Here is a 26812-nt window from a genome sequence, read left to right as displayed (position 1 = left end):
CGGGCGGAGCCAGCTTGTCGTCGGGCGGAGCCAGCTTGTCGTCGGGCGGAGCCAGCTTGTCGTCGGGCGGAGCCAGCTTGTCGTCGGGCGGAGCCAGCTTGTCGTCGGGCGGAGCCGGCTTGTCGTCGGGTGATGTGGTCGCTACGAGGCGAGTGAGTCGTTGTACCTCGCGGGTCCAGCGCGGGGGGCGTTCGGTGCGCAGGGTTCGGAGGGCGGCTGCTGCGTCTATGCCGGGGGCGAGGGAGTCGTCGTCCATCAGGACGACCATTTCGGCGGCCGCCTTCGCGCCGACTGCGGCGGCTCCGTCGAGGAGGGCGCGGGCGAGGCGGGGGTGTAGGCCGAGAGTGGCCATGGCTTTGCCTCGGGGGGTGACGTGGTCGGCGTCGTCCAGGGCGCCGAGGGCTCGCAGGACTTGGCGGGCTGCGGCGAGACCGCCTTCGGGTGGGGCGTCCCACCAGGCCAAAGCGGTACCGTCGGGGGTACCCCAGCAGGCCAATTCCAGTGCGAGGCGGGTCAATTCGGCGGTGCGGATCTCGGGTTCTGGGTAGGCGGGCAGGGTTTGGTGTTCGTATTCGGGCCAGCAGCGCCAGGCATGGCCTGGAGCTTCTCGACCGGCGCGACCGGTGCGCTGTTCGGCCACTGCGGCCGAAACACGCACTGTCGCAAGGCCGGACAGGCCACGGCGGTGGTCGACTCGGGACACGCGCGACTGGCCGGAGTCCACCACCGCGCGCACGCCGGGCACGGTGAGGCTGGATTCGGCTACGGCAGTGGACAATACGACCCGTCGCCGCGCTCCCGGACGCAGCGCGAGGTCCTGGGCCGCGCCGGCGAGTCTGCCGTGCAGCATGGCCACGTCGACGTCGTCGAGGTCACGTAAAAGCGCTGCGGTGCGGTTGATCTCGCCGACGCCAGGCAGGAAGACGAGCACATCCCCGTCGATAGTGGCCAGCGCCCGGCGAGTAGCCCGCGCGACCTGCGCTTCGATCCGCTCACGAGCAAGCGCAGGCACGTAATCGACCTCAACCGGATACGTCCGCCCACGCACCTCCAACACCGGAGCCCGCGAACGAGACGCCCCCACCACCAACACCGAACCCCCAGCAGACTCCCCTCCAACTGATACAGCGTCACCACCGGACTCCCCCGCAACCGGTACGGAGTCACCACCAGGCACCCCCGCAACCGGTACAGAGCCACCACCAGGCACCCCCGCAGCCGAACCTCCATCGGACATCCCGGTGCCAAGCAGTTGTGCCAGGCGGTCCGCGGCCACGGTCGCCGAGGTGGCCAGCACGCGTAGGTCCGGCCGTAGTCCGGACCTTGCGTCGAGCAGCAGAGCCAGGAGCAGGTCGGCGTCCAGGTGTCGTTCGTGGCATTCGTCGAGCACCACCGTGCCGACCCCGGCCAACTCCGGGTCGCTCTGCAACCTCCGCACCAACAAACCCGAGGTCACCACCTCGATTCTGGTGCGCGGCCCCACCTTCCGGTCGCCGCGCACCGCGTACCCCACGGTCTCCCCGACCCGTTCCCCCAGCAGCGCCGCCATCCGCGCCGCCGCCGCCCGTGCGGCCAACCGGCGTGGCTCCGCCACCACGATCCGCCCCGCCGACCCCGCCGCCAAAGCCAACGGCACCAGCGTCGTCTTCCCTGTTCCCGGCGGCGCGACCAGCACCGCAACCCCGTGTCGGGCCAACGTGCCGACGATCTCGTCCAGCGCGGGCCGCACCGGCAGGTCGGGCAGTTCAGGCAGCTTCATCCCCACCAGTCTGCCGCCCCTCGCGCCCACACCCGCCTCCGGCTCGCGTTGGACAGTTGATCACCACGCTCTGGTGGCGTTCAGGAGTCCGAAATCCTTACCTGAGAGCGTGGTGATCGCTCGTCCAGTAGGGGGTGCGAGGGTTACGCTGCGGGAGTGAGCATCGAGTTCGCGTTGACCACGCTTGTTATTGTCGCTACGCCGGGGACCGGGGTGCTGTTCACGTTGGCGGCGGGGCTTTCTCGCGGGACCAGGGCGAGTGTGATCGCGGCGTTCGGGTGCACGTTGGGGATCATTCCGCACATGATCGCGGCGATCACGGGGTTGGCGGCGCTGTTGAACACCAGTGCGGTCGCGTTCCAGACGTTGAAGTACCTCGGGGTCGCGTATCTGCTGTACATGGCGTGGAATACGTTGCGGGACAAGGGCGCTCTGGCTATTCCGGAGGAGTCGACCGCGGCGGCACCGTCGGCGCGGCAGGTCGTCACCTCGGCGGTGCTGCTGAACATCTTGAACCCGAAGTTGACGATCTTCTTCTTCGCGTTCCTGCCCCAGTTCGTGCCCACCGACACGCCGAATGCGTTGGGGCGCATGCTCGAACTCAGCGGGCTGTTCATGCTGGCCACGTTCGTGGTGTTCGCGGGGTACGGGGCGGTCGCGGCCGCGATGCGGACCTATGTGCTGTCGCGTCCGGTGGTGGTTCGGTGGATGCGGCGGGTGTTCGGTGTTTCGTTCGTCGCGCTCGCGGGACGTCTCGCGGTGCAGAACCAGTAGGACATCGCAGGCAGGTAGCTGCGGACAGCGGTGCGGGCCCCGGAATCCGAGGCCCGCACTCAGCACAATGCCGAACTACCCGCGACGTGTCGCCACGGCCTGTGCCAAGCGGTCGAGCTGGGCGGCGGTGGTGTTCCAGTCGATGCACGCGTCGGTGATGGACTGGCCGTAGGTCAGGTCGGCGGCGCGACCCAGCGTCAGATCCTGACGGCCCGCGACCAGGAACGACTCCAGCATCAGGCCGACCACGCCCTGCTCACCGGCGGCGATCCGGTCGGCGATATCGGTGACGACGTCTACCTGCTTGTTGTGGTCCTTGTTGCTGTTGCCGTGGCTGGCGTCGATGACCAGGCGCTGCGCCAGCGACGACTTCTCCAGTCGCAGTTTGGCTTCCGCGCAGGAGGCGGCGTCGAAGTTGGTGCCGTTGCTGCCGCCGCGCAGGATCACGTGGCAGTCGGGGTTGCCCGTGGTGCGGATCAGCGCGGAGCGGCCGTCGAGGTCGGTGCCGGGGAACACGTGGCTGGCGGCGGCGGCGCGCACACCGTCGACCGCGACCTGCACGTCACCGTCGGTGCCGTTCTTGATACCGACCGGCATCGACAGCGCCGACGACAGCTGGCGGTGCACCTGGCTGGCGGCGGTGCGGGCACCGATCGCGCCGTAGGAGACCAGGTCGGCGATGTACTGCGGGGTGATCGGGTCGAGGAATTCGCACGCGACCGGCAGACCGAGGGCGGTGATGTCCACGAGCACCTGACGGCCGATGCCCAGACCGGTGTTCACATCAAACGAGCCGTCCAGGTGCGGGTCGTTGATCAGACCCTTCCAGCCCAGCGTGGTGCGCGGCTTCTCGAAGTACACGCGCATCACGATGTGCAGGTCGGACTCGAGTTCGGCGGCCTTGGCGGCCAGCTTGCGGGCGTAGTCCAGCGCGGCGGCGGGGTCGTGCACCGAGCACGGGCCGACGATCACCATGAGGCGGTCGTCGTCGCCGTTGAGCACGTCGACGGTGGCTTTGCGGCCCGAACGCACGGTGTCGGCGAGCTCGTCGGTGATCTGGTGGACCATGCGGACCTCGGCGGGCGAGCGCAGAGGGCTCACGCTCAGGGTGCGCTGGTCGTCGAGGTCAGAATGCCGCGAGTCGACCTTGTTCGCGGCCCGCCCCGATTCTGGACTGACCGGAGGGTGCGACGAAGGAGTACCCGCAGGGAGGGAAGAATCGGGGCCCGCCAGGGCCGCGGTCACGGGCGCGGAGGCGGCCGAATTGATGCCGGCTGCGGTGGTCATGGGATGTGGGTCCTTTGCGTTAGAAGGCCGACCCACGGAATTTCGCTACCGTCGAGCCGGGCGTTATCCGGCTCGAGGTGGAGGAAGTCAGCGCGCAGGGTCGCAGACCGGCCCACCAAGGGCCGGGTAGCTAAACCAGAAATATGCGCGCTGCATGCCGTGGACTGTACCACCGGTAAAACGCCGCGCACCCGGCCATGGTTGCCCGAAGTGCGGACCATCACATCCTGGACGAATGATCACCAGGCGATCACGCAAACATCGCGCGAGAGGAAAAATCCCTCACAGCCTGGTGATCAGTCGTCCAGCAGGCGTGTCAGCCCCACTGGCCGGGGACGTAATCGCCCGCGGGGGTGTGGGCGATGGCGTTGAGGCGGTTCCAGGCGTTGATCATGGCGATGGCGGCGATCAGCGCGGCGATCTGGTCGTCGTCGTAGTGCTTGCGGACCTGCGCGAACGTGTCGTCGCTGACGTGGCCGCCGTCGGCGACGCGGGTCGCTTCCTCGGTGAGGGCCAGGGCGGCGCGTTCGGGCTCGGTGAACACGTTCGTCTCACGCCAGGCCGCGACCAGGTTGATCCGCACCGAGGTTTCGCCCGCGTGGGCGGCGTCCTTGGTGTGCATGTCGACGCAGTAGCTGCAGCCGTTGATCTGCGAGGCGCGGATCTTCACCAGCTCGTAGGTGGACTTGGGCAGTGGTGAATCGTCGATCACCTTGCCCGCCATGACCATTCGCTTGGTGAAGCTGGCGGTGATGGCGTTGCCGTAGAGGTTGAATCGCGCTTCCATTTTGGCTCCTTCGTCGTGGGGTTCTACCGAGATGACGAAGTAGCTACTCGCGGTGTGACATCGACACCGATCGCCTTGATCAGATCAGGCCGCAGAGCTTTTCCGACAACTCCCACAGTTCGGCGGCGACCTCGCGGTCCTTCGCGGTCGGGGCGCTGCCGGAACCGGCGGGGTGCCCGTGCAGGCCGAGGAAACCGTCGGGGCCGTAGAACGCGCCCGGCTCCACGTCGGCGGTGGCGGCGAACAACGTGGGCAGTGCGCCCTGGTCGGCGGTCTGGGCGAGCAGGCGATTGCCCAGCGACATGACCGTTTCGAACAGCGTTTCGGTGTGCGACATCAAGTCGGTCGCGGCGTAACCGGGGTGCGCGGCCACCGAGATCACCGCCGAACCCTCACCGGCCAGCCGACGCTGCAGCTCGTACGCGAACATCAGGTTGGCCAGTTTGGACTGGGCGTAGGCCAGCCAGCGGTCGTAGCGGCGCTGCTCCCAGTTGGGGTCGGCGAGGTTGATCTTGCCGATGCGGTGCGCGACGCTGGACACCGTCACCACGCGATCGGTGATGCGGTCCAGCAGCAGGTTGGTCAGCGCGAAGTGGCCGAGATGGTTTGTGCCGAACTGCATTTCGAAACCGTCGGCGGTGCGGCGCAGGGGCAGCGCCATCACGCCCGCGTTGTTGATCAGCACGTCGACGCGTTCGATCGAATCGGTGAAGGTGCGCACCGAGTTCAGGTTCGCCAGGTCCAGTTCACGGACCTCGGTCTCGCCGGGCATGGTCGCCGCGACCCGCTCGGCTTTGGCGGTATCGCGGCAGGCCAGGATCACTCGCGCACCCGACTCGGACAGCGCCCGCGCGGTGGCGGCGCCGAGACCACTGTTGGCACCGGTGACGATGATGGTGCGGCCGGTCTGGTCGGGCAGGTTTGCGGTATTCCACTTGCTCACCGGCGAAAGTCTAGTGAAATGGCACCATTGCGCGAATCGACGAGGGCGCGGTCGCTGTCAGGACTGTGCGAGCACCTCTTCGTCGGTCATGGCGGCGACTTCGAGGTACATCGTGGCGACTGGTTCCAGTCTGCCTGCTTCACCAGAGTCTGCTTCCCGCTTCAACATTCGGGCCGCGAGGCCTTCGACGGTGCGGGCAGTGAACAGGTCGGCGACGATGGTGTCGGGGGCGTCGAGCCATTCGCGGATGCGGGCGACGGCGGTGGTCGCGAGCACGGAATCGCCTCCGAGAGCGAAGAAGTCGTCGGTGACGCCGATACGGTCGGTGGCCAGCACCTCGCCGATCACCGCTGCGAGCGCGCGTTCCAGATCGGTGCGCGGTTCGATGAATTCCGCTGTGCCCTCACTGGTTTCGAGGACGGCGCGGATGGCCTTGCGGTCGGGTTTGGCGTTCGAGGTGAGGGGCAGTTCGGGGAGGATTTCCAGGCGGGTGGGGACCATGTAGGACGGGACCAGGTCGGCGGTCGCGGCGAGGACTGCGTCGACGTGCAGGGTGGCGTCGGGGGTCGGCACCACCAGGGCGACCAGCTTCGGCGCGGCCTTTCCGACCACCGCGGCGACCGCGTGCCGCACGCCTGGGATCGCGCGCAGGGCGCTTTCCACCTCGCCGAGTTCGACCCGGTAGCCCCGGATCTTGACCTGGTGGTCGGCGCGGCCGAGGAACTCCAGGCCGCCGTCGGGCAGGTATCGGGCCAGGTCACCGGTGCGGTACCAGCGCAGTCCGTCGTGGGTGACGAACCGGTCGCGGGTGCGTTCCGGGTCGCCGCGGTAACCGGCCGCGACGCCATCCCCGCCGATCCACAGCTCGCCGCTGACCCAGTCGGGGCAGTCGTTGCCCGCCGGGCCGACCACGCGGCACTGCACGTTGCGCAGGGGGGTGCCGTAGGGGACGGCGGTCCATTCGGCGGGGACCTGCGCGTTCACGACCTCGCAGATGGTGGAGTGGATGGCGGTTTCGGTGGCGCCGCCCAGGCCTGCGAAACGGCTGTTCGGGGCGGCTGCGGCCAGGCGGGCCGGGAGGGCCGTGTCGACCCAGTCGCCGCCGAGGATCACTGTGCGCAGGGACTCGAGTGGTGTCGCGATGCGCTCCGGGGTGCCCGATGTGGCGGTGTGCTGCAACGAGCTGGGGGTGCTCGCCCACTGTGTCCGGTCGGGGGCGCCCGATGTGGCGGTGTGCGGCAACGAGCTAGGGGTGCTCGAAGCGGTCGCGCGCTGGGCCGGGTCGAGAGCGCCCGGGATGGTTGTCGGGGTGGCTGTCAGGAGCATGTCGAGCAGGCTCGGGACGCAGTTGAGTAGTGAAACCTGGTGGCGGCGAATGAGCTCCACCCAGGTGGTGGGGTCTGCGCGTTGGGTGTCGTCGACGGTGACCACGGCGCCGCCTGCTGCGAGGAGGCCGAAGATGTCGTAGACGGAGAGGTCGAATTCGAGGGCCGACAGGGCGAGTGCGCGGTCGGCGGGGCCGAGGGCGAAACGCTCGTTGAGGTCGTCGATGGTGTTCATGGCGGCACGGTGGGGTACTTCGACGCCCTTGGGTTTGCCGGTGGAGCCGGAGGTGAACAGGATGTAGGCGATGTTCTCCGGGTCTCCGAAGAGGGGGTGTGCCAACGGTTTTGCGTGGGTGCGGGCCTGCGCGAGGTCGATCACGCGGGTGTCGGGGATCTGCGTGGCGCCGGTGGTGAGCACTGCGGCTGCGCCTGCGGTGCGCAGGATTTCGGCGCGGCGGGCGGCGGGTTGATCGAACCCGATCGGTACGTACACCGCGCCGGCGGCGAGCACGCCGAGGACTGCGACGATCTGGTCGGGGCCCTTCGGAAGTTGAACGGCTACCGAATCCCCCTCCGCCACACCAGCTTCGCGGAGCGCACCGGCCACAGCCAGTGCATCGGCGGCCAGCTCGCCATACGAGAGTTGTCCGGCAGTCGCCCGAAGCACCGCGGGCGCAGACGGATTCGTCGCGGCATCGGCGAGTTGCCCGGTGGGTTCCGCGGGTGCAGACGGATTCGTCGCCGCAGCGGCGAGTTGCCCGGTGGGCTCCCAAAGCACCGCAGGCGCAGACGGATTCGTCGCCGCGTTGGCGAAGAAGCCGGTGTGCAGCAAGCCGCCGGTGACCGGTCCCGCCGTCGCGTTGACGCGAGCTCGAACAGCCGCTTGCTCCACTGGGATTCGCACGCCGGCCTCGGCCAGCCAGCCCGCACCGCCGACCACTGAGCCGTCGGCTGCGGTGGAGGTTTGTCCGCCCAGGCGCTCGATGGCTTCGATGTAGCGGGTGAACATCGCCTCGACCATGCCTGGGGGGAAGGCGGATTCGCGGATGTCCCAGTTGAGCAGGAGGCCGCCGCGGACCTCGGTGATCTGGGCGTCGAGCAGGACCTGGGGGCCCTGGGAGATGATCCAGACGGGGGTGCCGAAGGTGTCGGTGACGGTGGCGGGGAACAGTTCGCCGAGGTTGAGGGCGCTGGTGTAGACGATGGGGGCCAGCACCGGTTCGCCGCGGTGACGGCCCAGGTCGCGCAGGACTTCCAGGCCGGAGTAGGCGGAGTGGGCGCCTGCTTCGTGCAGGCGTTGCTGCAAGGCGCGGGCGCGGTCGGCGACGGTCGCGGGCTCGGTGACGTCGACTTCGAGCAGGACCGAGGAGGTGAAGTCGCCGACGACGCCGTCGACCTGCGGGTGCACGGGTTCGCGGTGGAACAGGGGCAGGTTCAGCAGGAAGCGACGCTGAGCCGACCAGCCGCCGATGGTTTCGGCGAACACCGAGGCCAGGGCCATCGCCGGGGTGATGCCGCGGGCGTGGGCGGCGTCGAAGACCTGCGCCTTGGCCTCCGGGGAGAGCCAGCGGTGTAGGCGAATGGTGCGGGTGGAGTCCGAGAGGTGTTGTGCCTGAGGCAGTTCCGGTGCGCCGGGTAGGTCGGCCAGGCGGTTCTGCCACCAGGCGCGGTCGCGAGCGCGCTCGTCGGCGAGCGAGGGAGAGGCTACGTTGCCCGCCTGGCTGTTCGGCGCGTGGTCGGCCAGGTACTGGCGGAAGGTGTAGTCCTGGGGTGGGAGCTGTTCGCCGTGGTAGAGGCGGGCTAGGTCGGTGATGAGGATGCGGTAGCTCATGGCGTCGGCGGCGAGCATGTCGACGTCGAGGTGCAGGCGGGTGCGGGCGTCAGGGAGGCGGGTGAGGGCGATGTCGATGACCTGGCCGTCTTCCACCGCCATCCGCTGGTGGGTGCGGGCGTCGCGCAACTGCTCGAGGCGTTGATCGACTTCGGCCGTGGTGGCCTCGCGCAGGTCGGTCACGCTGAAGACGGCGCGGCCTGGGCGGTCGAGGGTCTGCTGGGTGCCGTCGGGCAGGAACCGGGTGCGCAGCATGGGGTGGCGCGACAGCAGTTGCTCGACCGCGCGCTCGAGCCGCTCGGGAAACACGTCGGCCCCGTCGAATTCGACGTAGAGGTGCGCTGCGACGCCACCGAGCTCCTGCGCTTCTGACCGGCCGATCCAGTACGCGTGCTGCATGGGTGCCAGCGCGAAGGGGGTGCCGTCGTCGGGCACGATGGCGAATTCGCCTGCGGTGGAGTCGAAGTCGGTGGTCCCGGCGACCGACGTGCCGGCTGTCGACGCACCGTCGACAGCCAGGGTCACATTCTGCGCCGTCGAATCGGCTGCCCGCACAACCGCATCGGCTCCCCCGATGCCGAGATCGCGGCTGGCGCTACTCGCTGACGAAACAGCGCCCGCGTCACCAGCACTATGCGCCGCGAGCCCTGCGGGGTCGGTGCCGTCGTGATCGCGACTCGGGCTGTCTACCGACCGATCCGCATCACCGGCGCCGCGGACCGCACGTTCGTCGGGGTCGCGACTCGCGCTGTCCACCGACCGAGCACCAGCGCTGCGTGCCGCGAGGCCTTCGGATTCGAAGGTGCCATGATCGCGACTCGCGCCATCCACCGTCGGATCAGCGCCCGCACGACCAGCGCCGCTCGCCGCGAGTTCTTCGGGGTCCGCGCCGTTGAGTAGCGCGTGCCAGGCTTCGACGGTGGGGTGGGCTGCCAACAGGGCGAAGTTTGTGGCGATGCCGCGTTTGCGCCAGGCGCCGGCGAGCTTCATCGTGCGGATGGAGTCCAGGCCTAGTTGAATGAGGTCGTCGGTGTCGGCGATGGTGTCGGGGGTGACGTCGAGGTGGCGGGCGATCGCGGCGCGGATTTCGGCGCGGTCGATGGTGGTGCCGCCTGCGGGTGCTGTGTGCATCTGCCGATCACTCCTTGCTCGCCGCCCACCGGACGGATTCGGTACTCCCCGACGGCAGCCTACTGCACTCAGATAGGGTTGCCTAACCTATGCAGGTTAGCGAGAGTTAGGTAACAAAGGTGACGTCGACATCGGTAGCAGGCCATCGCGCGGGGTACGTCCCGTTTCCCGAGGATGCCGCGCAGCAGTACCGCGCGGACGGCTACTGGACCGGGCGCACGCTCGGGGATCTGCTGCGTGACACCGCGCGCGACCAGCCGCAGCGGCCCGCCGTGCTCAGCGACGCCGGCGCGCAGACCTATGCCGAGCTCGATGCGGCCGCCGATCGGATGGCGCACGGGCTGCTCGCGTTGGGCATCAACCCCGGCGACCGGGTGATCGTGCAGCTGCCCAACATTCCCGAGTTCGCGACGGTGCTGTTCGGTGTGCTGCGGGCGGGCATCATTCCGGTGCTCACCCTGCCCGCGCATCGCCGCGCCGAGATCGAGCACTTGGCCGCCCTGTCGGAGGCGGTCGCCTACCTGATCCCGGATCGACTGGGCGACTTCGACTACCGCGAGCTCGCGACGACGGTTCAGCAGGCGGTGCCGAGCTTGCGGCACGTCTTGGTCGCGGGCGACCCTGCGACCAGGTTCATCGCTCTTGATTCGGTTGCGCGCGACGGTGATTCGCTGCCACAGATCGACCCCGCCGAGATCGCGTTGATGCTGGTCTCCGGTGGCACCACCGGCCTGCCGAAGCTGATCGCACGCACGCACGACGACTACGTCTACAACGCCACCGCCAGTGCGCAGGTGTGCGAACTCACCGCCGACGACGTCTACCTCGCGACTCTGCCTGCGGCACACAACTTCCCGCTGGCCTGCCCCGGCATTCTCGGCACCGTCGCCACCGGCGGAGCGATCGCGTTCGCCTTGGATCCGAGCCCCGAAGCTGCCTTCGCCGCCATCGAGAAGCATCGCGTGAGCGTCACCGCTGTTGTCCCGCCGCTTGCTCAATTGTGGAGTGCGGCAGTGGATTGGGAGGATGCGGACCTGAGTTCGTTGCGACTGCTGCAGGTGGGCGGGGCCAGGTTGGCCGAGGTGAACGCCCGTGACGTGGAGCCCGCGTTGCAGTGCACCTTGCAGCAGGTGTTCGGCATGGCGGAGGGCCTGCTCAACTACACGCGCCTGGACGACGACAAAGAGCTGGTGTGCACCACACAGGGTCGACCGCTGTCCCCCGCTGACGAACTGCGGGTGGTCGACGCCGACGGCAACGATGTCGCCCAGGGCGAGGAGGGCGAACTGCTCACCCGCGGCCCCTACACGCTGCGCGGGTATTACCGTGCGCCCGAACACAATACGCGCGCCTTCACCCCTGACGGGTTCTACCGCAGTGGCGACCTGGTCCGTCAGCTCCCCAGCGGACACCTGGTGGTCAGCGGCCGAATCAAGGACGTGATCAACCGGGGCGGCGAGAACATCTCCTGCGATGAACTCGAGGAGCACCTGCTCGCCCACCCCGCCGTCCGACATGCCGCGGCGGTCGGCCTGCCCGACGCCTCACTGGGCGAAAAGGCTTGTGTGGTCCTCGTTGTCAACGGTGATCTGCCGACACTGGGCGAGATCAAAGCCTTCCTCACCGAACGCGGGCTGGCCACCTACAAGCTCCCCGACGTTGTCCGCCAAGCGGATTCACTGCCGATCACCGCGGTGGGAAAGATCGACAAGAAGGCCCTGCGCGCCCTGCACGGCTGAGTGAGAACTGATCTCGCACGAACATGGGTAACTCGCCGGGAACGCCCGGCGAGTTACCACCACCGAAACCGTCGGCCCGGCGCCCATGCCTAGCGCACCCCGCGACCGGCTGGAGTCGCGGGGAGGCGGTCAAGCTTTGACCACGTAAGGCGCTACGCTGCCCAGCTTTTCGCACGTCTCCTCGAACTCACGCTCGGGCCGCGACTGCCCGACGATCCCCGCCCCGGCACGCAACCACGCACCCTCACCGGTCTGATAGATCGCCCGCAACACCAACGTCGCCTCCAAAGCGCCGGTCGGCGAAACACACACCACCGCACCGGAATACAGCCCACGCGGATCGTGATCGTTACGGAACACCGAGTCGACCCCCGCACGCTTGGGGATACCGGAAGCCGTCACCGACGGGAACAGCACCTCGAGCGCGTCCCATGCCGTGCGGTCGGCGGCAAGCGTGCCACGCACCGTCGAGGCCAGGTGCTGCACACTGCCGCGCTCACGCACCGCCATGAAGTCGGAGACAGCGGACGTCCCCGGCACGGCTACCTCAGCGATCTCCGCGAAGGATGTCTGCACCGAGATTGCGTGCTCCACAATCTCTTTCGGATCAGCGAGCAGTTCCGCGCGGGCGGCACCATCGGCCTCGGCACCGAGCCCGAACGCCCGCGTACCCGCCAAGGGCTCCGTGGTGACGATGCGATCGTCATCCACCGACGCCACCAACTCAGGACTGAACCCGGCCGCTTCCAACCCACCCAGCCGCAGCAGGAACGAGCGAGCAGGCGTGTTGTTGGCCCGACCCAGACGATAGGTAGCGGGCACATCGACCGCGAACGGCAAGGAGACCTTCCGCGACAGAATCACCTTCTGGTAACTGCCGGAACGGATTTCGTCGACAGCGCACGCAACCCGACTCTCGTACCCGGTCGGATCCACGCGCACATCAACCGGCGACGCGACCGGCAGGTCGACACCCTGCGAGGCCGCGATCAGATCGTGAATATCGCACGCCTCGTTGGGCGTAGCACCACTGATCCGCACCCCACTGGCATCGATGCGCACCTCGATCCGCGGAATCATCAAGTGCACCAACGAGGTCAGCGGATTGAGATAACGCGTCGCCGACAGCGAATACGCGCAGAACTCGAACCCGATCCAGCCGAAGGCATTTCGGCCGTCCAACGGCAGCTCGGCAAGCGCAGCGGAGACGGCAGTGGCTGGACTGCCGGTCCACGCCCGCGTAGTGGTCTGCCCACCCCATACGGTGCGCAACTCCCCCGCGTCCAACTCCACGCTGCCCAGCGGATCGGCCGCGAACACCCATTCACCGGGCTGCTCGTACATCACATATTCGCCGAATCGGTCAGCGGCCGCCAAGCTCGACATCGCTGCCGCTGGATCGGTCACATATTCCACCCGCACGGGCTGTTCCGTCGACGACAACGATCCTCCAAGATAATCCCGACCCAACTCGCCAGTTAGGTTAGCATTACCTCCGCATTTAGCCAGCCTCGTGCGCAGTATCCTTCGCCACTGCCGCGCGCTCCACGCTGAGCAAGCTGGCCTCACTGTGTTCCCGGTGGTACGCCGCCCACCCGCCGCGCACCCCGAACAGCCGCTTGCGCCACACCAGCCAGACCACCGCCGCCAGGTTCACCAGCAACATCAACACCTTGAGCACGGTGACCCGCTCGATCAGCTCATAGATCTCCAGCGGCAGGAACACGCTGGTGGCGATCACCGACAGATACTCACCCCACCGCTTCGACAACCACAGCCCGACCGCCTCCACGAAGTGCAGCCCCGCGTACCAGAACAGAAAAATCGCCACCAGCAGCAGCGTTGTCCCCGACAGCGAGAACAGGTCGTCGGCCCAGTGCACCAGGTGCGAGTGGTCCAGGTTCCAGCCGATCTGCTCGGCGAACGGTCTCAACAGGGGCAGGTCGCGTCCGAAACTGTCGCGCAGACTCTCCCGCGTGGACCGGAACCGCAGCACCAGCAGGCCGCCGACCAGCATCAGCACGCCGTGCAACCCGCGGTCCAACGCCAGCAGTTTCAGAATCCACTGGTCGCGCAGCAACTGCCCGCGCGGAACCTCGGGCGCCTCGTCCGCGGGCCCGGAACCCACCGGCTCACCGGGCACGAACGTCCCGCACCGCAGGCACCGCCACGCCGTCCCGGCCACGGTGCGCACGTGCAACCGGTCGCGCAGTTTCGGCTCGTCGGGCGCGTAGGTGTAGTGACCGTGCAGGCTGCAGGTGCGTAGAGCCCAGTCCATTCGCCGAGCCTAAGCCGGTGGCCGCCACGCGCCCGGACAACGCGCTGTGGTCGAAGTTCGATGCGCGCAACCTGAACTGCGGCTTGAATGGAGCAATGATCGACAACGGTGGGCGACGCGGCCCGCGCACGGACTCGGTGGTCGCACTGGTCGACGCGGCGTCGGGCGTGGAACGCGAAGTGATCGGCGAGTGGATCGCGCAGGGTGGGCTCAACGCCGAGATCGATTCGATGGCCCCGGTGACCCAGCTCGACCTGGACGCGAAAGCCATCGCCAAACGCCTGGCGGGCAGGCACGACGACCCCCTGGTCGTCCCGGTGCGGGTGCTGTGGCTGCCGCCCGAACGCGACGGCGTGCGCCGGGTGACCTTCGCCGACATGGCCATGCTCACCAACCCGCGCAAGCCCAACCGGCTGGTCCAGCGCCGATTGCTGCGCACCGAACCCGACCGGCACCGCGTACTCGTCGGCGCCCCGGCTCGCCTGAGCGCGCTGCGCACCAACCATCCCGAGGCTGCCGCACTGCTGCGGGCGGGCTCGGCCGATCCGTTCGCGCGCGCGGTGGTGCGTGCGGCGGTGGTCGCGCTCGAACGCGCCGAACGCACCGTGATCGGCGACCGCTACAAGGTGCCGCAGCTGGTGGCCGAGGAGATCCTGGACTCCCCCGAGTTCCAGCGCAAGCTCGACTACATCGCCGACGAGATCGGCTCCGAACCCGACCAGGTCTACCGCAGCGCGGAGAAGGCGTTGCGCGAACTGGTCGCGGCGCAGAGTCGGCTGGTGTCGGACCTGTTCACGCAGGCGATGCGGCCGGTGCACGCGTCGACGTGGAAGGTCGACACCGATCTGCGCGGGCTGGACGCGCTGCGCAAGCTCAACCGCAAACATCCGCTGGTGTTCCTGCCTTCACACCGCTCCTACGTCGACGCGTTCGTGCTGGGTGATGTGTTGGCGCGCAACGACTTCCCACCGAACCACGTGATCGGTGGTGCGAACCTGAACTTCTGGCCGATGGGGCCGATCGCGCGTCGCACCGGCACGGTGTTCATTCGGCGCAGCTTCGGTGACGACGAGGTGTACAAGGCGGTCGTCGAGGAGTACTTCGCCTATCTGCTGGCCAAGCGCTTCAACATGGAGTGGTACTTCGAAGGTGGGCGCACCAGGACCGGCAAGTTGCGGCCGCCGCGCTACGGGCTGCTCAATTACCTTGCCGCAGCGGTTCGTTCGCGTCGCGTCGACGACGTGATGCTGGTGCCGGTGTCGATCACCTATGAGCGACTCAACGAGCTGGGCGCGATTGCCAGCGAACAGGCCGGTGGCAAGAAAAAGCCGGAGGGAATCGGCTGGCTGGCGAGATACGTCCGACTGCAACAGCATTCGGCCGGACGCGTGTATGTGCGCTTCGGCGAGGCGATTTCGGCACGCGAACGGCTGGGCGTGCACGGCGACCCCCTCGACCCACGACCGGTGACCATCCCGCTGCGCGATACCGAAACCGGCACGACCAGCGTCCCCGACGAACACACCCTGTCCGCTGCCGAACAGAAAGCCGTGCAGCGCTTGGCTTTCGACGTGGCTGTCGGCATCAACGAAGTCACGCCGATCACCGTCAACGCGCTGGTCACCCTCGCCCTGCTCGGCGTGCACGAACGAGCCCTCACCCTCGGCCAGGTCCGCACGGTCCTTGACCCGGTGCTCGGCTACATCACTCAGCGCGGCCTGCCCGCCGGTGAACTGTCCAAGCTGCGTGACGAGCAGAGCCTGGCGGTCGTGCTCGAACAGCTCGCCCTGGCCGGCGTGGTCACCGTGTATCGCGGCGGGCTGGAACCCGTGTACGCGATCGAACCCGGCGCGCACCTCGAGGCCGCGTTCTACCGCAACAGCGCCGTGCACTGGTTCGTCAACCGCGCCATCCTCGAACTGGCCGCGCTCACCGCGGTGGAACAACCCGGCGACGACCCGCTGCGCTCGGCGTGGAAGGCGGCGTTCGCGCTGCGCGACCTGCTCAAATTCGAGTTCTTCTTCCCCGAACGGCAGGAATTCGCCGACCAGATCATCGAGGAGGTGCGGCTGATCGTGCCCGAATGGGACGAGCACACTCCCGACGACCGGCTCGATCGCCAATTCCTCGGCGCGGTCACCGAATCCGGGTTCGTGATGGCCCATCGCGTGCTGCGGTCGTTCTTCGACGCGCAGCTGGTGGTGGCCGAGCGGCTGGTCGCCCAGCCCACCGACGCCGTCATCGACCGCAAGGAATTCATCGACGAATGCGTGGCGGTGGGTAAGCAGATGCTGTTGCAGCAACGCCTGCACAGCCCGGAGTCGGTATCGTCGGAACTGTTCACCAGCGCGTGGAAACTGGCCGACAATCACGGACTCATCGCCCCCGCCGCCGAGGGTGCCGAAGCCGAATTGATCGAGAAGCGCCAGGCTTTCGCCGATCAGTTGCGCGACCTCGGCGAACGCATCGCCCGCGCGGCCTCCCTCGATCCATCGAACAGGAACTCGAACTGATGAGCACTCTCGCCGAAGCCGTGGCCGCGATCCGGTCGGGACCGCAAGGTGCGCAGGTCGCCGCCGTGTTCGATTTCGGTGGCACAGTGGTCGATGGGCTGCCGCGACGAGGCGTGGTGGACAAGGTTTTCCGACGCGGTGGTGAACGGATGGCCACGCTGCTGGGCGGTATTCAGCGCGGCGGTAGTGACGGCGACTACGGGCGGTTCCTGCAAGCCGTCGAGCGGTCGTGGGCGGGCGCTTCGGAGTCCGAGATGGAGCAGTTGGGACGTAAGGCTTTCGGCAAGGAGATTTACGGTCGCCTGTTCCCCGAGGCTTGGCAGCTCGTACGTGCGCACCAATTGGCCGGGCACACAGTCATATTGGTCAGCGAGCTCACGCGGTTCCAGGTTCAGCCCGTTGCGGAGCGGCTGGGTATCGACAACGTGCTGTGCACGCGACTCGCCACCCAGGATGGAGTGCTGACCGGCCACCCGGACGGGACGCCACTGTGGCGCGCCGGAAAGGCCGCGGCTGTAATCGAATTCGCTGACGGGCTGGAAATCGGTTACGTCTACGCGGACAGCGTGACCGACCTGGCTCTGCTCGCCCTCGCCGAACACCCGACCGTGATCGACCCCGACCCCGGCCTGGCCGAGATCGCCGACGAGAACGACTGGCCCACACTGACTTTCCGCCTCAGGCAAGCGCCGAGCCTGCTGGACTACCTGCGCACCCTGGCCGGATTCGCCGGACTCATCGGTGGCGCGCTGGTCGGCGTGCTGCGCAAGTCCTACACGCGCAAGCGGCAGTCGATGGCCGACGCGCTCATGCACGACGCCACCACCGCCACCCTGGCCGCCATCGACGTGCAACTGCGAGTGATCGGAGCCGAAAACGCCCGTGCGCCAAGGCCCGCGGTGTTCCTGTTCAATCATCAGAGCCAGTTCGACGTGATCATCGTCCCGAAGGTTCTCGACGGTGCGGTGACCGGCATCGGCAAGAAGGAACTGGCCAATCACCCGCTGTTCGGGCCGCTGATGCGGTTCGTCGGCGTCACCTTCATCGACCGTTCCAATACCGAGGCGGCGAAAGCCTCACTGGGCCCGGTTGTTTCGACCCTGCGTGACGGGCTGTCGATTGCGGTCTCGCCCGAGGGGACGCGGTCGTTCACCCCCGGCGTCGGGCCGTTCAAGAAGGGCGCCTTCCACATCGCCATCCAGGCGGGGGTGCCGGTGATCCCGGTGGTGCTGCGCAACTCGGGCGAAATCGCTTGGCGGGACTCACCTATCGCACGTTCGGGGATTGTCGACGTGGCGATTCTGCCGCCGATCGACGTGTCGGAATGGGACCCGGCCGACATGGATGCCCAGGTCGAAGGCGTGCGACAGCTGTTCGAGAACACGCTGCTGGACTGGCCTACCGAACTCTGAGAATATTCCCTGAGGAAAGTGCTTGACCTCAACATTAGTTTGGGTTTCATGATTGTTCTCATCACCGAATGAGGGAGAACATCATGACCACCACCACCGCCCCCACCACCTACACCGTCCCCGCACTGAACCGGCCCGTAGCCGTACTCGGCGCCGCTGCCGTCGCCGTTGTCGTGAACCTGATCATCTGGGCAATCGGCGCCGCCGCAGGCGGTTCGTTCGAGATGACCGATAAGGGCGTTGTCAGCTCTGTCGCCCCCGGCGGCGTGATCCTGATGTCCACCGTGCCGGTCCTGATCGGTCTGACCGTGGCCGTGCTGATCTCCTACCTGTGGAGCGGCGTGCTGCGCACCGCCGCCGTGGTCGGCTCGGTGCTGTCGCTGGGGACCATCGCGATGACCATCGCCGCCGACTTCGACACCGCCTCCACCATCGCACTGTCGCTGATGCACGTGGTGCTGGTGCCGATCATGGTGATCGCGCTGGAAGGTGTGCGGCGCGGCATCACCACCAAGTGACCCACAGCAAGAAGGCCCCGCCGAAAAAATCGGCGGGGCCTTTCTCGCGTCAGAAAACTACACCGAACGGCCGAACAGCAGCTTCCACGGCATCATCGCCGACTCGAGCTGGATCTTCAGGCTCATCTTCGACGCGCCGATGGTGCGCTCCTCGAAACGGATCGGCACCTCCGCGATCGTGTGACCCTTCTTGATCGCGCGGTAGTTCATCTCCACCTGGAACGAGTAGCCGTTGCTGCGGATCGACGCCACGTCGATATCGCGCAGGGTGGCGGCCTTCCACGCCTTGAAACCGGCGGTCGCGTCTTTCACGCGCAGGCGCAGGATCAGGTTCACGTAGAAATTCGCCCACGCCGACAGCGCCTTGCGGTACCACTTCCACTCCGCGGCGACCTCGCCACCGGGCACGTAACGCGAACCGAGCACCACGCCGACCTCGGGCGCGGACAGCTTCTCCAGCATCGCCGGAATGACCTCGGCGGGGTGCGACAGGTCGGCATCCATCTGGATGACCACGTCGGCGCCCTCGTCGAGCGCGGCAGTGATGCCCGCGATGTAGGCCCGGCCGAGGCCGTCCTTCTCGGTGCGATGCAGCACGCTCACCACATTGGGCAGCTCAGCGGCCAACTTGTCAGCGACATCACCCGTGCCGTCGGGTGAGTTGTCGTCCACCACCAGCACGTGCAGATCGGGCACCTGTAGCGCCGTCAGCCGCTCGACCGCCACCGGCAGATTTTCCCGCTCGTTGTAGGTCGGCACAACAACGGTAACCCTCAAGGGTCGCCCTCCCTGCTCACCTGGAAAGCCCCGCAACCCAGGATCCGGGGCGGAGCATGTCATCAATTCGTTATCACGGTACTAGATCCCCCTGACACATTCCTGAGTGGCCGCGCCGGGAACTCACCACAGGTGGCCGCTGTGCACTACCGCATCGATGACCAATCCGATGCCGAAGACGACGAAAAGGACACGGACCACCGGCGGTCCGAAGCGGGTGATACCCCGCACCAGCACCCGATACACCCGTCGGGCACGCGGCGTTGTTCGCATCGCCAAGGCCAGCACAACCAGCGGTAATAGCAAGGCCACCGCGCAGTAACCCGCCACGATCAGCGGCCACACCACCGGCAGCGGACGTTGCGCGGACAGCAGGGCCAGTGCCGCGAGGAACGGCACGGAGGTCGGCACCTTCGCGAGGCCGAGAGTGAATCCGATCACTGCCATCAGCCCGGGATGTTTTCGCACCGGCTCGACCCATCGCCGGCCCGTCGGAGGAGAGGCGCCGACGGGCAGCACGGCCACCGTGATCAGCACCAGACCGATCAGCAGTTCACCCCAGTAGCGCACCGTGGGGGTCAGGTCGAAGTCCAGCAGTCGGACCAGGAAGTCGATGCCCAGCACCGTGCACACGCCGAACGCGACGGAGACCGCGAAAACCCCGGCGAGGAAACTGAGGACACCGGTGATCGGCGAGCGTCGTCGCAGCCTCGCATCGGCGACCACGGCCGTGGTGATCGCGACCAGCAGCACATCGAGCGCGTCGATCAGGGCCAGGCCGAGCATGGCGAGCAGTGCGGCAGACATAACGTGGGCGACCCTACTCGCTGGTCAGCTGCCGCCACCGACTCGTCAGTCACACCAGCACCACGAAGGTTCGCGATGAAAGGTCCGTGACCTGCGGGGGCTCGAGATCGATGCATCCATCTGGGCGGGACTGCCCCGCAAACTGCGCTGGGTGGTTACGATTTTGGGGCCGGCCCAGCTGGTGATCCGCGATCGTGAAGGGGCAGACATCGTGGCAGAAATGGCCTTCGACCCGGCAGCGCTCGACGCTTATCAGCGTGCGGCGGCTCGGGTTTCCGAACTTCTCGGCAGTGCCGCCGATGACACCACTACCGCTGCGGGCGTGGATCTTTCCGGGCTGGGGGTGCTCGGGCGGGAGTTCGCCGCCGCTTGGGCGCAGGCCGCGGGTGCGCACGCTTCGACCTTGAGTACCGCGGGAAATCTGGTTGCCGCGTATCAGGACATTTTGAATCGGTTCGGGGACAGTGTGATCGGGATCGATGCCGGGGTGGCTCGGGATCTGCGTGCGGCCGAGAGCGAGGTGGCGTGATGCGTTCCAAGTCGCTGGTTACCGAGACCACGGTGAGCACTATTTCGCCTGCGGAGGCCGAGGCGAAGATCGCGCCGGTGATCGCGTTGTTGGAAGTGCCGTTGCTCGAGTTGCGTAAGTCGTTGGGGAGCAATACTTCTGCTGATCCTGATGCTGCGGCGGTTGCCGCGCTGACCTCGGCCTCGACCGCCACGAACGCGACCGAGGACCCGCATCGGCTCGGGTTGTATGCGCTGGAGTCGACCGAGACCGCCGCACCCGCGACGCCGGCGATCAGGCGGACCGCGACCGAGGTTTCGGCGGCGGCTGATCGTGGGGCGAAGCTGAGTTCGCTGTTGGAGCAGGCGCATTCGACGCAGGCGACCGCGGCGACCAAGGTCGAGGCGATCATCGCGGACTTCAGGAAGAAGGCGAAAGCTGCCGCGCCCGCGGTGAACGAGAACAACCTGGATGCGATAGTCGCGCTGGCCGAGCAGGCCATTTCGGAAGCCGTGGGGGTGGTCGGGAATGCCAGTACCGAGATGGATCAGTACACGCGAGATACCAAGGGGCTCACCAGTGATCTGGGTGGGACCAATGGGGTGACCGTGCCCAGTGGTGCGACGGAGGTGGCGCCGGGGGTCTACGTGCTCGGTAAGGGTGGGTCGGATACCTCGTCGTGGGATGACGACACCGACAACCTCGATCCGGCAACGGCTGCGCAGATCGCCTTGCAGGAGGCGCTGATCGACGGTGGGGTGTCGTTGGGAACGGCGGCTATCGATGCCGGGGTGACGTTCGGAACGCATCTGATCGACAAGATCGCCGAAGTGGCGATGCACGGGATCGACAAGGGCGCGGAATTGGCGACCACCGGGATCGACACGCTCGCCGCGAATGCCGCCGGTACCGAGGGCACCGCGACAGCGCCCGCGGGCACCAACCCCACCGCACCGTCGACCAATGGTGGTGGCACCAACGGCAATACGCTGTTCGGCGGCTTGGGCGGCACGAACCCCGGAGGCACGAATTCCGGTGGCGCGAATCCCGGCGGCACCTACCCAGGCGGCGGCACGGGCGGCGTTGTCCCGAAGCCGGAAACCCCAGCACCGGTCGCCCCGTTCCAGTCGGAGGAAGCCCCGAAACCCGCACAGCCACAACAACAGAGCACCCCCGCCCCATCCCAGCCACCGATGCAAGGCGGCGTAGTCCCCCCGGCCCGCCCGCAACAGGACCAGGAAACCGAAAGACCTTCCGCCGCACCCAAACACGGCCAACCGGGAGTCGTCCCGGCGCCGGCGTAGGAACCCCGCATGGACAACCCGTTCGGTGCCTACTTCTCGTCGCCGGACCCCACCCCGCCCGGCCGCCGCCCCCAGGGCAAACGACGCCGCAGACGACGTCGCGAAGCCGAACCCCAAACCATCGGCACCAACCCCGAAACCTGGCCCCCACCGGACCCGGAACCCTTCGACGACACCCCTCAGCCCACCCGCCGAAACCCGGACGACGACGGTTTCACCGGCGACTGGAACGACTGGACCGGCGACGACGACCCACCCCAGCGCACCGACGATGTCGACTGGAACGACTGGGCCACCACCACGGCCACCGAACAAAGCGGCGACCGCGTGGAAATGCCAGTCCTGCCCCGCCTCAAGGACTTCGGCGGCGGCGGCCAGATCGCGCGCCGTCCCCGCAAGAACTACGACGACGAACGCTACGACGACAGCGGCAACCGCACCAGAGCCGCTGCCGCCATCAAGGGCGTCGTCGGCGCCGGGATCTTCGTGGTCGTGTTGGGCCTGGCCGCGACGATCTTCCTCGGCCCCAGCGACAAACCGCAGGTACAGGCCGCCGTATCCAACACGCGGACAACAACTTCGACGCCGCCACTCCCGGCCCACGCACTGTCGGGTTGCGAGTCCTTTCGCACGCCCTCGATCACGATCAGCGCCGAACGCGGCGACACCGCCAGCCCCGAAGGCGCCATCCTGGGCTTCGAATACAGCTACTACGTCGACCGCGACGCAAACAAGGCCCGCTCGTTCGTCACCGATGACGCCCACGTGGGCAACGCGTCCGCCCTGGCAGCGGGCATCGGCACCCTGCCGCTGGGTGTGAAGTACTGCATCCACATCACCAAGGCCGACGATCCGTCGCTGTGGAACGTGACCATCCACCAGAAATGGCCCGGCGACGCCACCGTGGAGAAGGTCGAGCAGGTCATGCGCACCACCGAGGTGTCCCCCGGCCGACACCGAATCACCAGCATCAACCACCGCCTATGACGCGAAAATCCCCCACACCTGATGCGGTGTGGGGGACTTGCGCAGCGACCCTGACGGGACTCGAACCCGCGACCTCCGCCGTGACAGGGCGGCGCGCTAACCAACTGCGCTACAGGGCCATGATTGCTTTCAGTACCGAGACTGTACATGGCACCTCGAGCGCCCGTCACGCCGGGTCTTCCCGACGGCGTGATTGACATTACGTCCCCTGTCACCCAAGCTGAGCAGACTTGAAGTTGACGTCAACTTCTGACAATCGCACCCTCGCGGATCGAAGGAATCACAGAGTGAATGTCGCTGGGAAGGTAGCCATCGTGACCGGTGGCGGCGCTGGAATCGGGGCCGCGTTGGCTACCGCCCTGGTCGCCGCCGGGGCGCGAGTGGTGGTGGCCGATATCGACGGCGCGGGCGCGCTGGACGTGGCCACGCGGATCACTGCGCAGCATCCCGACAGCGCGGTCGGGGTCGGTGCCGACGTCGCCGGGACCGCCGCGATCGAGGGTCTGATCGCCACGGCCGAGCAACACTTCGGACCGGTCGATCTGTACTTCGCCAACGCGGGCATCGTCGGCGCCCCCGGCCTCGACGTCAGCGACAGCGACTGGGACCTGGCCTTGGATGTGAACCTGCGTGCGCACATCCGCGCGGCGCAGCTGCTGGTGCCGCAGTGGGTCCAGCGCGGTGAGGGCTACTTCGTGAGCACCGCCTCGGCCGCCGGCCTGCTCACCCAAATCGGTTCCGCCACTTACTCGGTGAGCAAGCACGCCGCCGTCGGCTTCGCGGAATGGCTCAATGTCACCTACGGCGATCAGGGCGTGCGCGTGAGCTGCCTGTGCCCGATGGGTGTGAACACCAAATTGCTCTACGCCGGGCAGGAGTCCGGGGAAGCGCTGGGCGCCGCCGCCACCCGCGCGGTCACGTCCGCGGGCAATGTCCTGGAACCCGCCGAGGTCGCCGAGATCGTCCTGGCAGCCATCGAGCACGAGCAGTTCCTGATCCTGCCGCACCCGCAGGTACTGGACATGTACCGCCACAAGGGCTCCGACTACGACCGCTGGCTCAAAGGCATGCGGCGCTACCAAGCCGCCCTGCTGGCCGACAACCACTGACAACACAGGAGTACACCGTGTTCGAAATGACCGACCGCGCGAAGAAATACCGCGAAGACCTGCTCGACTTCATGGACGAACACGTCTATCCGGCCGAGGCCGTCTACGAAGAGCAGATGCGGGAATCGGGCGACCCGCACTTCCAGCCGCCGATCATCGAAGACCTCAAAGCCGAAGCCAAGCGCCGCGGCCTGTGGAACCTGTTCCACCCGCACCCCGGCCGCGGACCCGGCCTGACCAACCTCGAGTACGCGCCGCTGGCCGAGATCATGGGCCGCAGCCACCTGGCCGCCGAAGCCTGCAACTGCAACGCCCCCGACACCGGCAACATGGAAGTGCTGGAACTGTTCGGCACCGACGAGCACAAAGAGAAGTACCTGAAGCCACTGCTGGACGGCACCATGGCCTCGGCGTTCGCGATGACCGAACCGCGCGTGGCCAGCTCCGACGCCACCAATATCGAACTGTCGATGGTGCGCGACGGCGACGACTACGTTCTCAACGGCCGAAAGTGGTTCGCCACCAACGCTTTGCACAAGAACTGTCGCGTGATGATCGTGATGGGCAAGACCGATCCCACCGCCGCGACGCACCGTCAGCAGTCGATGATGGTGGTCCCGATCGACGCGCCCGGCGTCACCATCCTGCGCGGGCTGCCGGTGTTCGGCTACCAGGAACGCGAAGGGCACGCCGAGATCGACTTCGCCGATGTGCGGGTGCCCGCCAAGGACGTGCTGTCGGGTGAGGGCGAGGGGTTCGCGATCAGCCAGGCGCGCCTCGGACCCGGCCGGATCCACCACTGCATGCGCAGCATCGGGATGGCCGAGCGCGCACTGGAATTGATGTGCAAGCGCGCGCAGTCGCGGGTCACGTTCGGTAAGCCCGTGTCGGAGAACGCCAACATCCAGGACTGGATCGCGGAGTCGCGCATCGACATCGAAATGGTCCGGCTGCTCACCCTCAAGGCCGCGTACCTGATGGACACCGTGGGCAACAAGGCCGCGCGCACCGAGATCGCCGCGATCAAGGTGGCCGCGCCCAATATCGCGTTGAAGATCATCGACCGGGCCATCCAGGTCCACGGCGCTGGCGGGGTGACCGGCGACTTCCCGCTGGCCGAAGCCTGGGCCAAGCTGCGCACCCTGCGCCTGGCCGACGGCCCCGACGAGGTACACAAGCGCGCCATCGCCCGCCAGGAACTGAACAAGTACCGCATCAAGGAGAGCAACTGACATGACCGGACTGGATCTGACCGGCCGCACCGCCATCGTCACCGGCGCCTCGCGCGGGATCGGCCTCGCCGTCGCGCAGGCCATCGCGGCCGCCGGTGGCAATGTCGTATTGACCTCGCGCACACAGGAATCCGCTGACGCCGCCGCCGCGCAGGTGGGTGGCACCGCCATCGGTGTCGCCGCGCACGCGGTGGACGAGGAAGCCGCGCAGCGCTGCGTGGACCTGACGCTCGAGCGCTTCGGCAGCATCGACATCCTGGTCAACAACGCGGGCACCAACCCCGCCTTCGGACCCGTGATCGACCAGGATCACGGCCGCTTCGCCAAGATCTTCGACGTGAACGTGTGGGCGCCGGTGCTGTGGACCTCGCTGGTGCACCGGGCGTGGATGGGCGAGCACGGCGGTTCGGTGGTCAACACCGCGTCGATCGGCGGACTCGGACACGAGGCCAATATCGGGCTCTACAACGCGTCCAAGGCGGCCATCATCCACCTCACCAAACAGATGGCACTGGAGCTCTCGCCGAAGGTGCGCGTGAACGCGGTCGCGCCCGGTGTCGTGCGCACCAAACTGGCCGAGGCGCTGTGGAAGAACCATGAGGCCGCCGTGGCCGGTGCCAACGCGCTGGGTCGGATCGGCGAACCCGACGATATCGCCGCCGCCGTGGCGTTCCTGGTGTCCGACGCGGCCAGCTGGGTCACCGGTGAGGTCATGGTCATCGACGGTGGGCAGCGACTGGGCTACGCGCCCATGTTCCAGCGGGGAGCAGCGCTCGGTGTCTGACACGCTCGCCATCGACCCGACCGCGGTGACCGACTGGTTCGGCACCCTCGGCATCGAACACACCGCGCCCTTGCGCTTCGACCGCATCGGCCTCGGGCAATCCAACCTCACCTACCTCGTGCGCGATGCCGACGACCGGCGCTGGGTGTTGCGTCGACCGCCGCTGGGCCACCTGTTGGCCTCGGCGCACGACGTGGTGCGCGAGGCCAGGATCATGGCCGCGCTGGCCGACACCGACGTGCCCGCGCCGGGCATCCTCGGGGTCAGCCACGAGCCGCCGATGGTGCTCATGGAGTTCATCGACGGGCAGGTGCTGGACACCATGCCGATCGCGGAATCCCTTACCCCGCAACGTCGTACGGCCATCGGCGAATCGTTGATCAGCACGTTGGCGAAGATTCACGCCGTGGATCTGGATGCGGTGGGCCTGACCGATCTGGCCAGTCACAAGCCGTATGCGCAACGTCAGCTCAAGCGCTGGGGCGGGCAGTGGGAACTGTCCAAGACCCGCGAACTGCCCGCGTTGGACGACCTCACCCGCAGGCTCGTCGCGGCCATGCCGGAACAGCGTGAGCTGACCCTGGTGCACGGCGACTTCCACCTGCGCAACGTCATCACCTCGCACGACACCGGCGAAGTGATCGGCGCGCTGGACTGGGAGCTGTCGACCCTGGGCGACCCGCTGGCCGATATGGGCAGCATGCTCGCCTACTGGGTCGAACCCGGCGAGGACATCGGCGGCGACTTCCCCGCCTCGGCACTGGACGGATTCCCGCGTCGCGCGGAACTGGCGAAGCTCTACCTCGAGCAGACCGGTCGCGACGCGCAGGCGCTGCGGTACTGGCATGTGCTGGGTCTGTGGAAGGTCGCGATCATCGCCGAGGGCGTGCTGCGCCGGGCCATGGACACCCCGGAGAACAAGGCCGCGGCGGGCACCCCGACCGTCGAGCGGATCGACTCCGTCGTGGCGCTTGCGGTGCGCATCGCCGACGACGCGGGTATCTGAG

General features: G+C 67.5%; 20 protein-coding genes, 1 tRNA gene and 3 pseudogenes. 12 read left to right on the top strand and 12 right to left on the bottom strand.

Annotation, left to right across the window (positions count from 1 at the left end):
* Positions 1–1759 (bottom strand): helicase-related protein (locus ACFWVD_RS07990; RefSeq protein WP_379241269.1); only part of this gene is annotated, 1759 nt, incomplete at its 3' end.
* A gap of 156 nt (positions 1760–1915) precedes the next feature.
* Here ACFWVD_RS07990 and ACFWVD_RS07985 point away from each other — a divergent pair.
* The gene (locus tag ACFWVD_RS07985; protein WP_379241268.1) at positions 1916–2533 is read left to right on the top strand and encodes a LysE family translocator; all 618 of its coding nucleotides are present in this window, start codon (positions 1916–1918) and stop codon (positions 2531–2533) included.
* Positions 2534–2608: 75 nt separating this feature from the next.
* On the opposite strand, the gene ACFWVD_RS07980 is transcribed toward ACFWVD_RS07985, so the two are convergent.
* The 6 genes and pseudogenes from ACFWVD_RS07980 to ACFWVD_RS07955 form a co-directional block, all read right to left on the bottom strand.
* Positions 2609–3820 carry a 3-deoxy-7-phosphoheptulonate synthase gene (locus tag ACFWVD_RS07980; protein ID WP_379241267.1) on the bottom strand — a complete coding sequence of 404 codons (1212 nt, stop codon included), beginning with the start codon at positions 3818–3820 and terminating at the stop codon, positions 2609–2611.
* Positions 3821–4136: 316 nt separating this feature from the next.
* Positions 4137–4607 (bottom strand): carboxymuconolactone decarboxylase family protein, encoded by a 471-nt coding sequence (locus ACFWVD_RS07975; protein WP_379241266.1) that lies wholly within the window; start codon positions 4605–4607, stop codon positions 4137–4139.
* Positions 4608–4686: 79 nt separating this feature from the next.
* A complete protein-coding gene (locus ACFWVD_RS07970; RefSeq protein WP_379241265.1) occupies positions 4687–5550 on the bottom strand; it encodes an oxidoreductase in 864 nt (287 codons plus the stop codon).
* Between the two features lie 57 nt (positions 5551–5607).
* Positions 5608–7569, bottom strand: a pseudogene (locus ACFWVD_RS07965) (AMP-binding protein); the annotation flags it as partial.
* A 72-nt stretch (positions 7570–7641) separates the two neighbouring features.
* Positions 7642–9462 (bottom strand): annotated as a pseudogene (locus ACFWVD_RS07960) (condensation domain-containing protein); the annotation flags it as partial.
* 162 nt (positions 9463–9624) lie between these two features.
* Positions 9625–9837, bottom strand: a pseudogene (locus ACFWVD_RS07955) (phosphopantetheine-binding protein); the annotation flags it as partial.
* Between the two features lie 119 nt (positions 9838–9956).
* Here ACFWVD_RS07955 and ACFWVD_RS07950 point away from each other — a divergent pair.
* Positions 9957–11576 (top strand): (2,3-dihydroxybenzoyl)adenylate synthase, encoded by a 1620-nt coding sequence (locus ACFWVD_RS07950; protein WP_379241264.1) that lies wholly within the window; start codon positions 9957–9959, stop codon positions 11574–11576.
* A gap of 129 nt (positions 11577–11705) precedes the next feature.
* On the opposite strand, the gene ACFWVD_RS07945 is transcribed toward ACFWVD_RS07950, so the two are convergent.
* A complete protein-coding gene (locus ACFWVD_RS07945; protein WP_379241554.1) occupies positions 11706–12962 on the bottom strand; it encodes a salicylate synthase in 1257 nt (418 codons plus the stop codon).
* A gap of 115 nt (positions 12963–13077) precedes the next feature.
* Entirely contained in the window at positions 13078–13854 is a 777-nt protein-coding gene (locus ACFWVD_RS07940) for a DUF2127 domain-containing protein (RefSeq protein ID WP_379241263.1), read from the bottom strand.
* 95 nt (positions 13855–13949) lie between these two features.
* Between ACFWVD_RS07940 and ACFWVD_RS07935 the strand changes: the two genes are divergently transcribed.
* The 3 genes from ACFWVD_RS07935 (at position 13950) to ACFWVD_RS07925 (ending at position 18297) form a co-directional block, all read left to right on the top strand.
* Entirely contained in the window at positions 13950–16367 is a 2418-nt protein-coding gene (locus ACFWVD_RS07935; RefSeq protein ID WP_379241553.1) for a glycerol-3-phosphate 1-O-acyltransferase, read from the top strand.
* Positions 16367–17779: an HAD-IB family hydrolase gene (locus ACFWVD_RS07930; RefSeq protein ID WP_379241262.1), complete on the top strand. Its 1413-nt coding sequence runs from the start codon at positions 16367–16369 to the stop codon at positions 17777–17779. The genes ACFWVD_RS07935 and ACFWVD_RS07930 overlap by 1 nt, the downstream gene beginning before the upstream one ends.
* A gap of 83 nt (positions 17780–17862) precedes the next feature.
* Entirely contained in the window at positions 17863–18297 is a 435-nt protein-coding gene (locus tag ACFWVD_RS07925; protein WP_379241261.1) for a DUF6069 family protein, read from the top strand.
* A gap of 57 nt (positions 18298–18354) precedes the next feature.
* Here the strand turns inward: ACFWVD_RS07925 and ACFWVD_RS07920 are convergent, their stop codons facing one another.
* Together ACFWVD_RS07920 and ACFWVD_RS07915 are read right to left on the bottom strand one after the other, a co-directional pair.
* A complete protein-coding gene (locus tag ACFWVD_RS07920) occupies positions 18355–19074 on the bottom strand; it encodes a polyprenol monophosphomannose synthase (RefSeq protein ID WP_379241260.1) in 720 nt (239 codons plus the stop codon).
* A gap of 123 nt (positions 19075–19197) precedes the next feature.
* Positions 19198–19881, bottom strand: a complete 684-nt coding sequence (locus tag ACFWVD_RS07915; protein WP_379241259.1) for a GAP family protein — start codon at positions 19879–19881, stop codon at positions 19198–19200.
* Positions 19882–20032: 151 nt separating this feature from the next.
* On the opposite strand from ACFWVD_RS07915, the gene ACFWVD_RS07910 reads away from it, so the two are divergent.
* Genes ACFWVD_RS07910 through ACFWVD_RS07900 form a run of 3 tightly spaced genes read left to right on the top strand, consistent with a single transcriptional unit; the run spans position 20033 to position 22680 of the window.
* Positions 20033–20410, top strand: coding sequence for a hypothetical protein (locus ACFWVD_RS07910; protein WP_379241258.1), 378 nt, complete (start codon positions 20033–20035; stop codon positions 20408–20410).
* On the top strand, positions 20410–21693 hold the full coding sequence (locus ACFWVD_RS07905; protein ID WP_379241257.1) for a hypothetical protein: 1284 nt from the start codon (positions 20410–20412) through the stop codon (positions 21691–21693). Before ACFWVD_RS07910 ends, ACFWVD_RS07905 begins: the two co-directional genes overlap by 1 nt.
* 9 nt (positions 21694–21702) lie before the next feature.
* Positions 21703–22680: a hypothetical protein gene (locus ACFWVD_RS07900; RefSeq protein WP_379241256.1), complete on the top strand. Its 978-nt coding sequence runs from the start codon at positions 21703–21705 to the stop codon at positions 22678–22680.
* Positions 22681–22725: 45 nt separating this feature from the next.
* Here the strand turns inward: ACFWVD_RS07900 and ACFWVD_RS07895 are convergent.
* Positions 22726–22799, bottom strand: a tRNA-Asp gene (locus ACFWVD_RS07895).
* A 168-nt stretch (positions 22800–22967) separates the two neighbouring features.
* On the opposite strand from ACFWVD_RS07895, the gene ACFWVD_RS07890 reads away from it, so the two are divergent.
* The 4 genes from ACFWVD_RS07890 to ACFWVD_RS07875 are packed head-to-tail and all read left to right on the top strand — an operon-like array spanning position 22968 to position 26811.
* The gene (locus tag ACFWVD_RS07890) at positions 22968–23789 is read left to right on the top strand and encodes an SDR family oxidoreductase (RefSeq protein ID WP_379241255.1); all 822 of its coding nucleotides are present in this window, start codon (positions 22968–22970) and stop codon (positions 23787–23789) included.
* Positions 23790–23815: 26 nt separating this feature from the next.
* A complete protein-coding gene (locus ACFWVD_RS07885; RefSeq protein WP_379241254.1) occupies positions 23816–25021 on the top strand; it encodes an acyl-CoA dehydrogenase family protein in 1206 nt (401 codons plus the stop codon).
* A 1-nt stretch (position 25022) separates the two neighbouring features.
* On the top strand, positions 25023–25805 hold the full coding sequence (locus tag ACFWVD_RS07880; protein WP_379241253.1) for an SDR family oxidoreductase: 783 nt from the start codon (positions 25023–25025) through the stop codon (positions 25803–25805).
* The gene (locus ACFWVD_RS07875) at positions 25798–26811 is read left to right on the top strand and encodes a phosphotransferase family protein (protein ID WP_379241252.1); all 1014 of its coding nucleotides are present in this window, start codon (positions 25798–25800) and stop codon (positions 26809–26811) included. Before ACFWVD_RS07880 ends, ACFWVD_RS07875 begins: the two co-directional genes overlap by 8 nt.
* The last annotated feature ends 1 nt before the right edge of the window (position 26812 follow it).

The sequence above is a fragment of the Nocardia sp. NPDC058666 genome, from assembly GCF_042714895.1.
GTDB lineage: Bacteria > Actinomycetota > Actinomycetes > Mycobacteriales > Mycobacteriaceae > Nocardia.
This window is presented reverse-complemented; position numbering and strand designations above follow the sequence as displayed.

Excerpts from the sequence above, each read along its gene's own strand:
- ACFWVD_RS07980 (WP_379241267.1), bottom strand. The coding sequence starts at position 3,820 with ATGACCACCGCAGCCGGCATCAATTCGGCCGCCTCCGCGCCCGTGACC.
- ACFWVD_RS07935 (WP_379241553.1), top strand. The coding sequence starts at position 13,950 with ATGATCGACAACGGTGGGCGACGCGGCCCGCGCACGGACTCGGTGGTC.
- ACFWVD_RS07930 (WP_379241262.1), top strand. The coding sequence starts at position 16,367 with ATGAGCACTCTCGCCGAAGCCGTGGCCGCGATCCGGTCGGGACCGCAA.
- ACFWVD_RS07880 (WP_379241253.1), top strand. The coding sequence starts at position 25,023 with ATGACCGGACTGGATCTGACCGGCCGCACCGCCATCGTCACCGGCGCC.
- ACFWVD_RS07940 (WP_379241263.1), bottom strand. The coding sequence starts at position 13,854 with ATGGACTGGGCTCTACGCACCTGCAGCCTGCACGGTCACTACACCTAC.
- ACFWVD_RS07925 (WP_379241261.1), top strand. The coding sequence starts at position 17,863 with ATGACCACCACCACCGCCCCCACCACCTACACCGTCCCCGCACTGAAC.
- ACFWVD_RS07945 (WP_379241554.1), bottom strand. The coding sequence starts at position 12,962 with ATGTCGAGCTTGGCGGCCGCTGACCGATTCGGCGAATATGTGATGTAC.
- ACFWVD_RS07905 (WP_379241257.1), top strand. The coding sequence starts at position 20,410 with ATGCGTTCCAAGTCGCTGGTTACCGAGACCACGGTGAGCACTATTTCG.
- ACFWVD_RS07915 (WP_379241259.1), bottom strand. The coding sequence starts at position 19,881 with ATGTCTGCCGCACTGCTCGCCATGCTCGGCCTGGCCCTGATCGACGCG.
- ACFWVD_RS07975 (WP_379241266.1), bottom strand. The coding sequence starts at position 4,607 with ATGGAAGCGCGATTCAACCTCTACGGCAACGCCATCACCGCCAGCTTC.
- ACFWVD_RS07900 (WP_379241256.1), top strand. The coding sequence starts at position 21,703 with ATGGACAACCCGTTCGGTGCCTACTTCTCGTCGCCGGACCCCACCCCG.
- ACFWVD_RS07885 (WP_379241254.1), top strand. The coding sequence starts at position 23,816 with ATGACCGACCGCGCGAAGAAATACCGCGAAGACCTGCTCGACTTCATG.